At 71.7% G+C, this 14,800-nt stretch carries 12 protein-coding genes and 1 pseudogene; 9 read left to right on the forward strand and 4 right to left on the reverse strand.

The window, feature by feature from the left end:
• Nucleotides 1-963, reverse strand: a 963-nt coding sequence (locus G6024_RS02985) for an aspartate aminotransferase family protein (RefSeq protein ID WP_159147948.1), incomplete at its 3' end; no start/stop codon positions are given.
• 87 nt (nt 964-1,050) lie between these two features.
• On the opposite strand from G6024_RS02985, the gene G6024_RS02990 reads away from it, so the two are divergent.
• Together G6024_RS02990 and thpD are read left to right on the forward strand one after the other, a co-directional pair.
• On the forward strand, nt 1,051-2,055 hold the full coding sequence (locus G6024_RS02990; protein WP_096906083.1) for a D-2-hydroxyacid dehydrogenase: 1,005 nt from the start codon (nt 1,051-1,053) through the stop codon (nt 2,053-2,055).
• 112 nt (nt 2,056-2,167) lie between these two features.
• Nucleotides 2,168-3,031: an ectoine hydroxylase gene (gene thpD / locus G6024_RS02995; protein WP_159147950.1), complete on the forward strand. Its 864-nt coding sequence runs from the start codon at nt 2,168-2,170 to the stop codon at nt 3,029-3,031.
• A gap of 56 nt (nt 3,032-3,087) precedes the next feature.
• On the opposite strand, the gene G6024_RS03000 is transcribed toward thpD, so the two are convergent.
• A complete protein-coding gene (locus tag G6024_RS03000) occupies nt 3,088-3,999 on the reverse strand; it encodes a LysR family transcriptional regulator (protein WP_067711690.1) in 912 nt (303 codons plus the stop codon).
• Between the two features lie 153 nt (nt 4,000-4,152).
• Here G6024_RS03000 and G6024_RS03005 point away from each other — a divergent pair, with 153 nt between their 5' ends.
• Complete coding sequence (locus G6024_RS03005) at nt 4,153-5,391, forward strand: Glu/Leu/Phe/Val dehydrogenase dimerization domain-containing protein (protein ID WP_159147952.1); 1,239 nt, start codon at nt 4,153-4,155, stop codon at nt 5,389-5,391.
• Between the two features lie 168 nt (nt 5,392-5,559).
• On the opposite strand, the gene kstR is transcribed toward G6024_RS03005, so the two are convergent.
• Nucleotides 5,560-6,297, reverse strand: coding sequence for a cholesterol catabolism transcriptional regulator KstR (kstR, locus tag G6024_RS03010; RefSeq protein WP_159147960.1), 738 nt, complete (start codon nt 6,295-6,297; stop codon nt 5,560-5,562).
• Between the two features lie 202 nt (nt 6,298-6,499).
• Here kstR and G6024_RS03015 point away from each other — a divergent pair, with 202 nt between their 5' ends.
• The 6 genes and pseudogenes from G6024_RS03015 (at nt 6,500) to G6024_RS03035 (ending at nt 13,825) form a co-directional block, all read left to right on the forward strand.
• Complete coding sequence (locus G6024_RS03015) at nt 6,500-8,671, forward strand: acyl-CoA dehydrogenase family protein (RefSeq protein WP_159147962.1); 2,172 nt, start codon at nt 6,500-6,502, stop codon at nt 8,669-8,671.
• A gap of 155 nt (nt 8,672-8,826) precedes the next feature.
• Nucleotides 8,827-9,804 (forward strand): annotated as a pseudogene (locus tag G6024_RS17020) (acyl-CoA dehydrogenase family protein); the annotation flags it as partial.
• Between the two features lie 108 nt (nt 9,805-9,912).
• The gene (locus G6024_RS17025; RefSeq protein WP_307872397.1) at nt 9,913-11,076 is read left to right on the forward strand and encodes an acyl-CoA dehydrogenase family protein; all 1,164 of its coding nucleotides are present in this window, start codon (nt 9,913-9,915) and stop codon (nt 11,074-11,076) included.
• Between the two features lie 33 nt (nt 11,077-11,109).
• Entirely contained in the window at nt 11,110-12,219 is a 1,110-nt protein-coding gene (locus G6024_RS03025; RefSeq protein ID WP_159147966.1) for a bifunctional MaoC family dehydratase N-terminal/OB-fold nucleic acid binding domain-containing protein, read from the forward strand.
• Nucleotides 12,216-12,653, forward strand: coding sequence for a MaoC family dehydratase (locus G6024_RS03030; RefSeq protein ID WP_132062703.1), 438 nt, complete (start codon nt 12,216-12,218; stop codon nt 12,651-12,653). Before G6024_RS03025 ends, G6024_RS03030 begins: the two co-directional genes overlap by 4 nt.
• Nucleotides 12,653-13,825: a lipid-transfer protein gene (locus G6024_RS03035; RefSeq protein WP_119192641.1), complete on the forward strand. Its 1,173-nt coding sequence runs from the start codon at nt 12,653-12,655 to the stop codon at nt 13,823-13,825. Before G6024_RS03030 ends, G6024_RS03035 begins: the two co-directional genes overlap by 1 nt.
• Nucleotides 13,826-13,876: 51 nt before the next feature.
• On the opposite strand, the gene G6024_RS03040 is transcribed toward G6024_RS03035, so the two are convergent.
• Nucleotides 13,877-14,800, reverse strand: a 924-nt coding sequence (locus tag G6024_RS03040) for an alpha/beta hydrolase (protein WP_159147968.1), incomplete at its 5' end; no start/stop codon positions are given.

A 14,800-nucleotide genomic window follows, 5' to 3' on the forward strand; every position in this document is an offset into this window, starting at 1 on the left:
GGCGGCGGCGTTGTCCACCAGGCCTTCGCGCTCGACCACGCCGAGGGTGGCGACCCCGGCCGCCGCGGCGACCGCGTTGCCGCCGTAGGTGCCGCCCTGCGACCCCGGCCAGGCCTTGGCCATGAGGGCGGAGGGTGCGGCGATCGCGGAGATGGGGAAGCCCGAGGCGATGCCCTTGGCGGTGATGATGATGTCCGGCACGAGCCCGTCGGTGTGCTGGTGACCCCAGAACCGGCCGGTGCGCCCGATGCCGGCCTGGACCTCGTCGAGGATCAGCAGCGCGCCGGTCCGGTCGGCGCGCTCGCGCAGTCCCTCCAGGTAGCGCGGGGGAGTGGCCATGTACCCGCCGTCGCCCAGCACGGGTTCGATGAGGAAGGCCGCGATCTCGCGGGCGTCGACCCGGGTGGCCATGAGGTAGTCGAGCTCGGCCAGCGCGAAGTCGATCGCGTCGTCCTCCGTCCACCCGTGGCGCAGGGCGTGCGGGAACGGGGTCATCACGACTCCACCCATGAGCGGGGAGAACCCGGCGGAGAAGCGGGTGCCCGCGGTGGTGAGGCTGGCGGCGGCGACGGTGCGGCCGTGGAAGCCGCCCTGGACGGTGACGATGTTGGGCCGGCCGGTGGCCATGCGGGCCAGCCGGACCGCGGCCTCGACTGCCTCGGATCCGGAGTTGGCGTAGAAGACCGAGTCGATCCCCTCGGGCAGGTGCTCGCCCAGCTTCTCGGTGAGCTCCAACAGCGGCTGGTGCATGACGGTCGTGTACTGCGCGTGGATGATCTTCCCGCACTGCTCGCGTGCCGCGGCGACCACGGCGGGGTGGCAGTGGCCGGTGCTGGTCACGCCGATGCCGGTCGTGAAGTCCAGGTAGTCGCGGCCGTCGGTGCCGTGGATCCACGAGCCGAGGGCGTGGTCCACCACGACGGGCGTGGCCTGCTTGAGATGGGGCGACAGGTGCGCGGTCATGGGTGCCAGTGTGTGGCGCGCCACGGTCGATTGTCAACAATCCGACGATCCTGGTTCGCGTGAGGGCCGGCGCGTTACGGTGGGGCCATGACGCAGCCGCACCGCGACCCGGGCAACCACGACCCGGGCACCCGGCCGACCGTCGTCGTCCTCACCGCGGACGGCGTCGAGCCCCCCACCACCCTCGCGCTGATCCGCGAGCTCGCCGACGTGCGCGAGTGCACGGCCGACACCCTCGCGCAGGCTCTGCCCGGGGCCGAGATCCTGCTGGTGTGGGACATCTTCTCCGACGCCCTGGCCTCCGCCTGGCACGCCGCCGACGCGCTGCGGTGGGTCCACGTGGCCGCCGCCGGGGTGGACAAGCTCCTCTTCGACGAGCTGCGCGACTCCGACGTGCTGGTCACCAACGCCCGCGGGGTCTTCGACGGGCCGATCGCCGAGTACGTCCTGGCCTGCGTCCTGGCCCACGACAAACGGCTCCACGAGACCGAGGCGCTGCAGCGCGCGGGTCGGTGGCGCCACCGCGAGACCACCCGGGTGGCCGGCCGGCGCGCCCTGGTGGTGGGCACCGGCGGTATCGGACGGGCCACCGCGCGGCTACTGCGGGCGGTCGGGCTCGACGTCAGCGGGGCCGGACGTCGACCGCGCGACGACGACGAGGACTTCGGCCGCGTCCTGGATTCCGCGCACCTGTCCGAGCATCTCGGCGACGTGGACCATCTCGTCATGGTGGCGCCGCTGACCGACGCGACCCGGGGGCTGCTCGGCCCCGCGGAACTGGCCGCCCTGCCCGACGGCGCCCACGTGGTGAACGTCGGTCGCGGAGAGCTGGTCGATCAGGAGGCCCTCACGCGCGAGATCGGGACGGGCAGGCTCTCGGCGCACCTGGACGTCCTCGTCGTCGAACCCCTCCCCGACGGTGACGTGCTCTGGACCCTCGACGGCGCGCACATCAGTCCCCACATGTCCGGCGACGTCGTGGGGTGGCGGGACACACTGTCCGGGCAGTTCCTCGACCACCTGCGCACGTGGGTCGGCGGCGGGACCCCCGGCCCGATTGTGGATAAAGGTCGAGGATACGTCAGCGGCTGAGCGGTTGTCCGTGGTCATCTCGACGGATACGGTCGGCTCCGCGAGGGGTGGCACCCCTCGCTTTTCCCGAGTCAGCCGGGGTTTTCAGGCTGAGGAGAGAAAGGAGTCGTAGGTGACCATTGCCGTAGATGACTACCAGTCCCGCGTGAGCGGGCGACCGGAGATCGTCGAGCGCCGTGACCCCGTCCTGTGGGGACGCAGCGAGGATCCCGAGGTCCTCCAGTTCGGCGAGCGAGGTTATGTCCAGCGTGAGGGCGCTCTCGACCGGCAGCGGATCGACGGCTGCCTGGCCGAGATCGACCGCATCGGATCGGATCCGCGGATGGCCGGCGATCCCCGGATCATCCGCGAGGCCGGCAGCGAGGCCGTTCGTTCGATCTTCGACGTCCACGACCTGAGTGAGGTCGTGTGGGAGGCGGTCGAGCGATCCGGCGCGATCGACCTGGCCCGGCAGATCCTGGGCTCGGACGTCTACGTCCACCAGAGCCGGCTCAACTACAAGCCCGGTTTCGCCGGAGGCGCCTTCTACTGGCACTCGGACTTCGAGACCTGGCACGCCGAGGACGGCATGCCCCGGCCGCGTGCGTGCAGCGCCTCCCTGGCGCTCACACCCAACGAGACCTACAACGGGCCCCTGATGATCATGCCGGGCACGCACAAGTACTACGTGCAGTGCGCGGGTGAGACTCCGGAGAACTACTACAAGGAATCGCTCGTCTCGACGTCGCCGAAGATCGGCGTCCCGTCCGAGGAGCACATCTCCGAGATGTACGAGCGCCACGGTCTCGACGTGCTCACGGGCGGGGCGGGATCGATGACGATGTTCGACTGCAACGCCCTGCACGCCTCGGGCGGCAACATCACGCCGCTGCCCCGGGCGAACGTGTTCATCGTGTTCAACAGTGTCGAGAACGAGTTGACCGAGCCGTTCGCGGGCACCCCGCCGCGGCCGGACTTCCTCGCGCGCCGGCCCTGAGCCGGACACCGGTGCCGGGCCCCGCGGGTGCGGGACCCGGCATCGGTGCGCCGGAGTCAGGCGGGGTCCAGGCCGACCTCGCGCGCGCCGTCGGTGAACGCCTCGACGAACGCCTGCAGTGGTCGCCGCCGGGCGTCCCGACGGCGATAGGTGATCGACACCGTCCTGGTGAGCTCGTCGGTCAGGGGAATCACCTCCACGTCCGCGCCGAAGGTGCTCAGCCCGAGGTCGGAGGCCAGGGTGACCCCGAGGCCCGCGGCGACCAGGGACAGCGCCGTGGACTGCTCGCCCGCCTCGTGCCGCACGTCGGGTTCGAACCCCGCCTCGCGACAGGCGATCCGCACCGCGCGACCGAAGTGCGACCGCGGGTGCGCGACGACCCACGGCGCCCCGGAGAGGTCGGCCAGCGACAGTCGGGTCGAGTCCACGAAGCCGCGGGGGACGACCGCGTGCAGAGACTCCCTCGCGATGGGCACCCGCACCAGGTCGGTCACGTCCGCCATCACGTAGCTGGAGTAGTCCAGCACGAACGACAGATCGAGCGAGCCGTCCCGGACCGCGCCGGTGGTGTCCTCCGGGGCGAGCTCCCGGGTCCGCACCACGATGCCCGGGTGGTCGCGCGCCAGGATCCGCATCCCGGCGGGCAGCAGCGTGACGGCCACCGACGCCCACACCCCGGCGGTGAGGTTCGTGCCGACGCCCGCACGGGCCGATTCCATGGCGTGACCGGCGTCCTCCACGGCGGACAGGATCGTCCGCGCGTGCCCGGCCAGTATGAGCCCCGCCTCGGTCAGCGCGAGCCCGCGACCCCGCTTCTCGAACAGCGGGGTCCCCGCCTCCCGCTCGAGCAACGAGAGTTGCTGCGACACGGCCGAGACGGTGTACCCCAGCGCGGCCGCGACCGCGGTGACGGTGCTGCGGCGCTCCAACTCGGCGAGCAGCCGTAGCCGGTGCAGTGACGGCTCCATTCCCCGAGCGTAGGAGCGCGCGGCCGCATCGTGCAGGAAAAGTGAACGGTCAGGTCCACGAAGTCTCGCTGGACCCCCGGGACGCATGCTCGCATGCTGGGGACATCCCCGCCGGACCCGCCGGCGGACGAGGTCGCCGAGGAGGCGAGCACCATGACGTCCATCGAGATCCCGGGCACCACCGGTCATACCGGGTCAGCCCCCCAGACCGTGCCCGCCGCTCCGGAGAGCGCGAGCCGATCGAGCCGTGAGCCCTACCTGCGACTGCACTGGGAGGACGACGAGACCGGGGCGCGGGGTTACCTCGTGGTCGACACCCTCGTCGGCGGTCTGGCCACCGGCGGGACCCGTATGCGCGCCGGGTGCACTCTCCGCGAGGTCGAGGACCTGGCCCGCGGAATGACCCGCAAGACGGCGGCGTTCGACCTGCCCATCGGCGGGGCCAAGGGCGGCATCGACTTCGACCCCAAGGACCCCCGCGCCATCGACGTGCTCGGCCGGTTCTGCGAGGCCATGCGGCCGTTCCTCGACCGACACTGGGTCACCGCCGAGGATCTGGGCGTCCCGCAGCACCTGATCGACGAGGTGTTCGCCCGACTGGGGATGCGGCAGTCCTATCACGCGGCGATCGAGCGGTCGGCCGATCCCGCCGCCACCGCCGACCGGATCTTCCGCGGGCTGAACGCCGGGGTTCCGGGCGGGCTGCTCGGCGATGTGATCGGTGGCTACGGGGTCGCGCAGGCGTGCCTCGCGGCGGCGTACGTCCGGGGCTGGGACATCGAGCGCACCTCGGTGGCCGTCCAGGGCGTGGGCACGATGGGGGGCGGCGCCGCGTGGTACCTCCACGAGGCCGGCATGCGCGTCGTCGCACTGGCCGACGCCGCCGGCACCCTCTACGACCCGGCGGGACTCGACGTCCCGGCGCTGCTGGCGACCCGCGACCGCTTCGGGGAGATCGACCGCTCGGCCGTCCCCGCCCGGGTGCAGCGGCTGGACCGCGACCGGATCCTCGGCATGGACGTGGACGTGCTCGTGCCCGCCGCCGTCTCGTACGCCATCACCGCGGACAACTGCACCGAGGTCACCGCACCGATCGTGGTCGAGGCGGCCAACGCCGCCACCACGGCCGACGCGGAACTCGACCTCACGGCCCGCGGGATCGCGGTGCTGCCGGACTTCGTCGCCAACGCCGGGGCCGTCGCCTGGGCGTGGTGGTTGATCCTCGGGGAGGTCGACGACCAGCCGGAGAGTTCGTTCCTCCGCCTGGGCCGCGAGATGACCGCCAAGGTCGCCGACCTGCTCACCGGCTGGGATCCGAGCCGGGGCCCGCTGCGGTGGATCGCCGACGTCTCCGGGCCGGTCCGGACGGTGCCGCCGGTCGTCGTGCCCTGACCGCCCCCTACGCAACCGCCCGGGCCCGTCGCCCCTCGACATGGCGTCTCGCGTGCCCCGATGGGCAGGCGAGACGCCATCTTCGGGAGCGGCGGCCGTCTTGGCGGTCAGGCGCGGGAGCGGGACGCCAGCCGCGGGAGCGGTTGCGGTGCCGCTCTGGGCGGGTTGTCAGACGGCTGAGTCTCTGCCCTCTCCGATCTCGCCGGGGTCGGAGTCCGAGTCTGTGTCGTGGCCGTTGCCGATCGCGGTGTGCATCCGGGCCCGGCGGGGAGAGTCGTCGCTGCCCAGCAGCAGATCGATGGTGAGACCGAGCCTGGTGGCGACCTCGGCGGCCGACGACCTGCGGGTCAGCCACGACACGAGGTTGGACATCCACACGTCGGAGACGACCCGGGCGATCGAGAGCTGCACCTCGTCCGGGGTGCCCTGGGCCATCGCGCGGCCGAGGATCCGGTCCATGTAGAAGCCGACCTCCTCGACCTCGTTGGCCACGGAGGCGTCGGCGAACATGAAGGCGCGCGTCATCGCCTCGGTGAGGTTCGGGTCGCGCTGCATGGACTTGGTGATCATCTCCACCACGACCTTCATCCGCTCCTGCGCGGTGTCGCCGGGCGGGGCTGACCGCTCGGTGCGCTGGTCGAGCCGACGGAACTCACGGGCGAGCGCCGAGACCAGCAGGTGCACCTTGGACGGGAAGTACCGGTAGAGGGTGCCCACCGCGACCTCGGCCTTCTCGGCGACGGCACGCATCTGCACGGCCTCGTAGCCGCCCTTGGCGGCCAGGGCGAGGGTCGCGTCCAGGATCCGCCGACGGCGCTCGCGTTGCGACGACGTGGTGGGCTCGTCGCTCCGGGCGGCGGGGTCCGGCGCGGCGGCGGTACGGGTCCCGGCTGAGCTCTTGGTCATGGAGGCGAAACCTTCTGCGCTGGTCGGATCGGGTCGGCGGGGCATCCCGGCGGGCTGGGGCGGGACCCGGGTGTGCGTCGGGGACCCTTCTGGTGCATTCTAGAACACGATACCTAGAACACGTTCTATTATGGCGTGGAGCGCGCGGGTCAGCGGGCCCGCGCCGAGTACGGAAATCCCGTCGCGCCCGAGGAGCCCAGCAGTGAGTATCGCCACCACCCCGGATCAGACCGAGATCCAGAACTCGATCAAGGCCTGGGCGAAGTCCGCCGATCCCGTGGCCACGGTACGCGTTCAGGAGAAGGATCCGGAAGCCTGGAAGGCCGTGTGGCCCCGACTCGCCGAGCTGGGGCTGTTCGGCGTCGCCATCGCGGAGGAGCACGGTGGCGCCGGCGCCGAGATCGTCGACCTGGCGTGCATGCTCGAGGAGGCCGCGGCGAAAATGGCGCCCGGCCCGGTCCTGTCCACCGCGCTGACCGGTGTCCTGGTCTCGCGCGCAGGCGGAGCCGTCGCCAACGCGCTGGGTGAGACGATCGCCGAGGGCGGCCTGCCCGTCGGGGTGTGCCTGGGCATCGGCACCGCGACCTTGGACGGGTCGGGGGAGATCACCGGTGATCCCGGCGTCGCCTACGGCGGCACCCCCGGCGGAGGGTTGCTGCTGCCCGTCGAGGTGGACGGCGCCACCCGCTGGGCGCTTCTCGAGGCGGGCACGCCGGGGCTCACCGTCACCCCGGCGACCCCGTACGACATCTCGGCGTCGATCGGCCACGTCAGCCTGCAGGGCGTGACGATCCCGGCCGACCGCGTCCTCGAGGGCGTCACCACCGCACACGTCCACCAGCTGTTCGTCACCCTGGCCGCCGCCGAGGCCGCGGGCGTCGCCGACTACACGCTCGCCACCGCGGTGGACTACGCCAAGATCCGCGAGCAGTTCGGCCGCACGATCGGCTCGTTCCAGTCCATCAAGCACCTCGCCGCCGACATGCTGTGCCGCACCGAGCAGGTCCGTGCGCTGGCGTGGGACGCCGCCGCGGCCGCGGAGGACCTGCTCGCCGGCGACTCGGAGCTGCCCGTCGCCGCCGCGGTCGCCGGGGCGCTGGCCTTCGACAACGCCGTGCGCAACTCCCAGGACTGCATCCAGATCCTCGGCGGCATCGGCTTCACCTTCGAGCACGACGCCCACTTCTACATGCGGCGGGCGGGCGCACTGCGCCAGGCGATCGGCGGCTCCGCCCGCTGGCGGCGATCCCTGGCCGAGCTCACGCTGTCGGGCAGGCGCCGCCACCTCGACATCGACCTGTCCGAGATCGACGGGCTGGACGCCAAGCGGGAGGACATCCGCGCGTTGGTGGCGACGGTCGCGGCGGTCGAGGGTGACGAGCGCAAGCGTGCCCTCGCCGACACGGGCCTGTTCATGCCGCACCTGCCCGAGCCGTGGGGCCTGGGCGCGGGCCCGGCCGAGCAGCTGCTCATCGACGAGGAACTCGAGGCCGCCGGAGTCACCCGCCACGACATCACGATCGGCGGCTGGGCGGTGCCGACCATCCTGCAGGCCGCCCCCGAGCACGCCGATCTGCTGGTGCGCGACACGATGGCCGGGAAGATCAGGTGGTGTCAGCTGTTCTCCGAGCCCGGCGCCGGCTCCGACCTGGCCGCCCTGCGCACCACCGCCGAGAAGGTCGACGGCGGCTGGAAGCTCAACGGACAGAAGGTGTGGACCTCCCTGGCCCGCGAGGCCGACTGGGCGATGTGCCTGGCCCGGACGGACTCCGACGCCCCCAAGCACAAGGGCATCACGTACTTCCTCGTGGACATGCGCTCCGAGGGCATCCGCACGCGACCCCTGCGCGAGATCACCGGTGAGGCGTTGTTCAACGAGGTCTACCTCGAGGACCTCTTCGTCCCCGACGAGTTCCAGGTGGGCACGGTCAACGACGGCTGGAAGATCGCCCGCACCACCCTGGCCAACGAGCGCGTGGCCATGGGCGGCGGCTCGTCGCTCGGCGACGCTGCGGAGGAGATCATCGGGCTGATCAACGCAGCCGGTGTGGCCGACGACGCGCTCGTGCTCGACGAGTTCGGCAAGCACGTCGCCGACGGCGTCGTCGGAAACCTCCTCGACCTGCGCACCGCGCTGCGCAGCCTCGCCGGCTCGGGCCCGGGCGCCGAGTCCTCGGTCCGCAAGATCGTGGGTGTGCGCCACCGTCAGGACATCGCCGAGTTCGGTCTGCAGCTCACCGGCACCGGCGGCGTCGAATTCACCGAGCAGGGACGCAAGTTCCTCATGGTCCGCTGCCTGTCGATCGCCGGTGGCACCGAGCAGGTCCTGCTCAACGTCGTCGGCGAGCGCATCCTCGGCCTGCCCAGGGACTAGTTCGAGCACGTGACCGACCCCCTCCCGATTAAGGACTGACCCCCGTGGACTTCACCCGTACCGAGACCCAGGCTGCCGTCGCCGAGGCGGTGGCCGGCGCACTGTCGACGGCCGCCCCGGCCGAGGAACTGCTCACCGCGCTACCCAGCCGCGGCGTGGACGACGCCGGCTTCGACGAGCGACTGTGGGCGGCGTTCGCCGAGTCCGGTCTGCTCTCCCTGGGCCTGCCCTCCGCCCTCGGCGGGGACGACCTCACGCCCGCCGACATCGCGGTGGTGCTCGAGGAGGTCGGCCGTGCCGGAGTGGTGATCCCCGTCCTGGAGACCCTGGGCTTCGGCGTGGCGCCGATCGTCGCGCTGGGCACCCCCGACCAGCAGTCCCGGCTTCTCGAGGGCATCGAGGACGGCCGCATCCTCACCGCCGCCGTCGCCGAGCCCGGACGCCCACTGCCGCTCGAGCCCACCGTGCGGCTCGAGGGTGGGAAGCTCACCGGGACCGCCACGTCGGTGCGGTACGCGGCCCAGGCCCGTTCGGTCCTCGTGCCGGTGTCCACGTCCGGGGGCGCCGCACTCGTCGTCGTCGCCCCCGACGCCCCGGGCGTCACCCTGACGCCCACCCTCGGCTCCCTGGGGGTGCCCGAGTACGCGATGCGGTTCGAGGCCACCGGGGTCGACGACGACGACGTGCTGCGCGGCTCGGGATCGGAACCCGTCCTCGAGGTGTTCCGACGTCTCGTCCTGTCCGCCTGTATCGCGCACGGGGACGGTCTCGTCGGCGGCGCGCTGGAGATGACGGCCGGCTACCTCAAGGAACGTCAGCAGTTCGGCAAGGCGCTGGGGTCGTTCCAGGCGGTCCAGCAGGAGCTCGCGGACGTGTACATCGTCTCGCAGACGCTCCACGTGATCGCGCAGTCGGTGTCCTGGCGGATCTCCGAGGGGGTGGCCGGGTCCGGGGACCGCTACGAGTCCGACCCCACGATCGGCGCCTACTGGCTGGCGGCCGAGGGCCCGCGGGCCGTCCAGATCCTGCACCACCTGCACGGCGGCGTGGGCGTGGACGTCACCTACCCGATGTTCCGGTACGCCTCGGCGGTCAAGGACCTGGCACGGTTCGTCGGCGGCGCGCAGCTGCACCTCGACGCGCTCGGTGCCGCGCTCGCCGCGGACCCGGTCGACAGGATCGAGGCGGGCGGTGCCGCCCCCGCCGCGGACGCCACCCCGGCCGACGCCGACGGCGCGTTCATCGACCTCACGCCCGAACAGCGCGCACTGCAGGCCGAGCTGCGCGAGTACTTCTCGACGCTCATCTCGCCGGAGGAGGCGGCGGACATCGCCACCACCCGTCACGGCGACACCTACGCCGAGATCATCACGCGCATGGGCCGCGACGGCTGGCTGGGCGTGGGCTGGCCCGCCGAGTACGGCGGCAAGGGCTTCGGCCACATCGAGCAGCAGATCTTCACCAACGAGGCCACGCGTGCGGACGTGCCGCTGCCGTCGGTGACGCTGCAGACCGTGGGCCCGACCCTGCAGAAGTACGGCAGCGAGGCGCAGAAGGCGAAGTTCCTGCCCGGCATCCTCGACGGGTCGATCCACTTCGCGATCGGCTACTCCGAGCCCGACGCCGGCACCGACCTGGCCGCCCTGCGCACGACCGCGAGGCGTGACGAGGCCACCGGCGACTGGATCATCAACGGTCAGAAGATGTGGACCACCGGTGGCCACCACGCCGACTACATCTGGTTGGCCGCCCGCACCGGGACCCCGGACTCGCGCCATCGCGGGCTGACGATCTTCATCGTCGACACCACCGACCCCGGATTCTCGTTCACCCCGATCATCACCTGCGACGGCGCCCATCACGTCAACGCCACCTACTACTCGGACGTGCGCGTCCCGGCGGACATGGTGGTGGGCGAGGTCGACGGCGGCTGGAAGATGCTCACCACCCAGCTCAACCACGAGCGCGTCATGCTCGCGCCGTCCGGGCGTCCGGGCGGGTACTACGACGAGCTGGCCGCCTGGGCCCGCGGCACGGGCCCGGACGGGGTCCGCCACCTGGACCGGCCCGAGGTGCGGCGCGGACTCGCGGAGATCTTCGCGATCGTCCGGCTCAACGAGCTGCTCAACTGGAAGGTCTCCTCGGTGGGCGAGAACCCGTCGATGGGCGACTCCGCGGCCTCGAAGGTGTTCTCCACCGAGGAGATCCAGCACGTCGGCCGGATCGTCGAGGAGCTGCTCGGCCGTTTCGGCGACCCCACCGATCCCGACACCGCGGCGCTGCAGCGCTGGTTCGACATGATGAACAAGCGCAACGTGGTGATCACCTTCGGCGGCGGTGTCAACGAGGTCATGCGCGAACTGACCTGCATGGGTGGCCTCGGCATGCCCCGCACCGCCCGCTAGAGACCATCCCCCTGATCCACCGAGAAGGTACCCATGAGTGACGAGCAGGCCGCCCGTATCCTCGCCGCCGCCGAGGAGGTCCGCGCCGCCGGCGGGAGCGCCCGCCGTGCGGGCCGCGACCCGATCAACACGCCGATGATCCGGAACTGGACCGAGGCGATCGGTGACACCAACCCCATCTACTCCTCCGAGGAGACCGCACGCGCGGCCGGACACGGCGGACCGGTCGCACCGCCGGCCATGGCGCAGGTGTGGACCATGCGCGGGCTCGGGAAGACCCGTGAGGCCGACGACCCGCTGGGTCGGATGACCGACCTCCTCGACGCCGAGGGCTTCACCTCGGTCGTCGCGACCAACTGCGACTCCACCTACCACCGATACACCCGCCCGGGCGAGGAGGTGACCATCGAGTCCGTCCTGGTGGACGTGGTCGGCCCCAAGACCACGGGCCTGGGGGAGGGCTGGTTCTTCACCACCCGCAACTACTGGCGCGTCGGTGACGAGGTCGTCGCGGAGATGGACTTCCGCATCCTCAAGTTCCGCCCCGCGGCGAAGCCCGCCGAGCCCGCGCCGGCGCCCGCCGAGCCCGAGCCGGCGCCCGCCGACCAGATCGTGGCCAGCTCCGGCTCGGCCACCGACGACCTGGTGGTGGGCAAGGTCCTGCGCCCGTCGGTCTCGCACGACACGCAGTTCTTCTGGGCCGGCGTCGCCGCCCACGAGCTGCGCATCCAGACCCGCGAGGACGGCTCGTTGCAGCACCCGCCCGTCCCGGCGCTGTGGAAGGACAAGTCCGAGCAGACCGACTACGTGGTCTCCTCCGGCCGCGGCACCGTGTACAGCTTCGTGGTCCATCACGCCCCGCGCGTGCCGGGCCGCACCAGGTTCCCGTTCGTCATCGCGCTGGTGGAGCTGGAGGAGGGAGTGCGCATGCTCGGCGAGCTGCGCGACATCGAGCCGGCGGAGGTCCGGATCGGCATGGAGGTCGAGGTGGAGTTCCTCGACATGCCCGGCGACTCCTCCGCCGACGCCGCGTTCGGCACCGAGCCGTGGACGCTGTACGCCTGGCGCCCGGCCGGCGCACGCCCTGTCGACCGTCAGGAATCCGCGGGGTCACCCGCAAGGACCGAAGGGGCCGTCAAGTGAGCGAGCACCGTACCGTCTGTCCGGCCACCCCGCCCGCCGTGGCGGTGGGGGACCGGCTCCCCGAGCTGACCATCGAGGGCACACCGACGTTCATCGTGGCGTCCGCCCTGGCGACTCGGGACTTCCAGGACGTCCACCACGACCGCGACCTGGCCCACGCCAAGGGGTCCAAGGACATCTTCGTCAACATCCTCACCGACACCGGTCTGGTGCAGCGGTTCGTCACCGACTGGGCGGGCCAGCGCGCCCGCATCACGTCCATCAAGCTGCGCCTGGGCGTGCCCTGGTACGCCTACGACTCCCTCACCCTCACCGGCGAGGTGACCGGGGTCGACGACGACGGGCTGGTCACGCTGAAGATCGTCGGCACCGACTCGCTGGGCGCGCACGTCACCTCCACGGCGACCCTCTACATGAACGGAGACCCGGCCTGATGAGCTCTCTCTCAGACAAGGCGGCGATCGTCGGCATCGGCGCGACCGACTTCTCCAAGGACTCCGGCCGCTCCGAGCTGCGGCTGGCCGCCGAGGCCGTGCAGGCGGCCGTCGCCGACGCCGGGCTGCAGCCCTCGGACGTCGACGGCCTGGTGTCGTTCACCATGGACACCAACACCGAGATCGCGGTGGCCCGGGCCGCCGGGATCGGCAGCCTGAACTTCTTCTCCCGCATCCACTACGGCGGCGGCGCGGCGTGCGCGACCGTGCAGCAGGCCGCGATGGCCGTGGCGACCGGCGTGGCCGAGGTCGTGGTCTGCTACCGCGCATTCAACGAGCGCTCCGGGATGCGCTTCGGCCAGGTCAACTCGGCGCTGGTGCAGCAGGTCAACTCCTCCGGCACGGACAACGCCTTCTCCTACCCGCACGGCCTGTCCACCCCGGCCGGGTTCGTGGCCATGGTCGCGCAGCGCTACATGCACGAGTACGGCGCCACGAGCGAGGACTTCGGCCGGGTCGCGGTGGTCGACCGCAAGCACGCCGCGGCCAATCCCGCCGCGTTCTTCCACGGCAAGCCGATCACGTTGGCCGACCACCAGAACTCGCGGTACATCGCCGAGCCGCTGCACCTACTGGACTGCTGCCAGGAGTCCGACGGCGGTCAGGCGATCGTGGTGACCACGCCCGAGCGGGCCCGCGACCTGCCGCACACGCCGGTGTCGATCGCGGCGGCGGCGTCCGGGTCCGGGCCGGACCAGTACATCATGACCTCGTACTACCGCCCCGAGCTCGCGGGACTGCCGGAGATGGGCATCGTCGGTGACCAGCTGTGGGCGCAGTCCGGCCTGCGCCCCGACGACATGGACATGGCCGTGCTCTACGACCACTTCACCCCGTACGTCCTCATGCAGCTCGAGGAGCTGGGCTTCTGCGGTCGCGGTGAGGCCAAGGACTTCGTCCGCGAGCCCGGCGCGCTCGAGGTGGGCGGACGGCTGCCGCTCAACACGCACGGCGGCCAGCTCGGGGAGGCCTACATCCACGGGATGAACGGCATCGCCGAGGGCGTCCGTCAGCTCCGCGGTGACTCGGTCAACCAGGTCCCCGGCGCCGAGAAGCTCGTCGTCACCGCGGGCACCGGCGTGCCCACCTCGGGCCTGGTGCTCACCGTCTGACGGCGGCCTCGGGGCGGGCTGCCGCCCTCGGGCGTGGCCTGCCCGAGTGGCTCAGCCCCGCAGGCAGCCGCGCACGAACGATCCGATGTCCCGCACCGCGATCTTCGCCTCGGGGACGAGCGGGTGGAAGACCTGGAACACGTGGAACTGGTGGGGCCACAGCTGGAACTCGTGGCGCACCCCGTGCTCGGCGAAGTTCTCGGCCATCTTCTCGATCCCCCCGCTGAAGATCTCCTCGCCGCCGCACTGGATGAGGAACGGCGGCCAGTCGGGCGAGGGCTCGTAGTTGATCGGGGAGATCGCCGGATCGTCCGTGTCCACACCCGGTGCGTACTGGCGACGACACAGTTCGGCCAGGCCCAGCGCGAGGAAGGGGTCCTTGCGCGCCCGGTCCCGCGCGGTCATGTCGGTGAAGTCCAGGTCGACCCACGGGGAGAGAAGGACGACGCCGGCGGGCATCGCCGCCCCGGTCCGCTCGAGGTGGGCGACCAGCTGCATCGCCAGATTGCCCCCCGCGGAATCTCCGGCGACCACGATGTTCTCGGCCGGGAAGCCCATCTCCAGCAGCCACTCCCACCCGGCGATCGTGTCTTCGGTGGCCGCCGGGTGCGGGTGCTCCGGGGCGAGTCGGTAGTCCGGCAGGAACACGGGGACGCCGGTCTCGCTGGCGATCCTCGACGCCAGGGCCTTGTGCGACCACGGCGATCCGAACGTGAAGCCACCCCCGTGGATGTGGAAAATGACCTTGTCCGAGTCGAAGAAGCGTTTGCGGCCCACCCAGAGGCCGGGCACGGGCCCGTCCCCGGACCAGTCGTTGGTGCTCTCCAGGGCGGCCGCCCGCCCGGCGCCGGAGGTCAGCGCACGCAGGCGGCCGAGCGAGACGTCCGTCGCGGGCATCCTGTCCAGCGCCGGGCGGACGAACATCCGCAGCCCTCCCGCGAGCCCGCGGGACCGCAGAGTGCCCTGCTCGGACGG

The organism is Dietzia maris, assembly GCF_014144855.1.
Classification (GTDB): domain Bacteria; phylum Actinomycetota; class Actinomycetes; order Mycobacteriales; family Mycobacteriaceae; genus Dietzia; species Dietzia kunjamensis.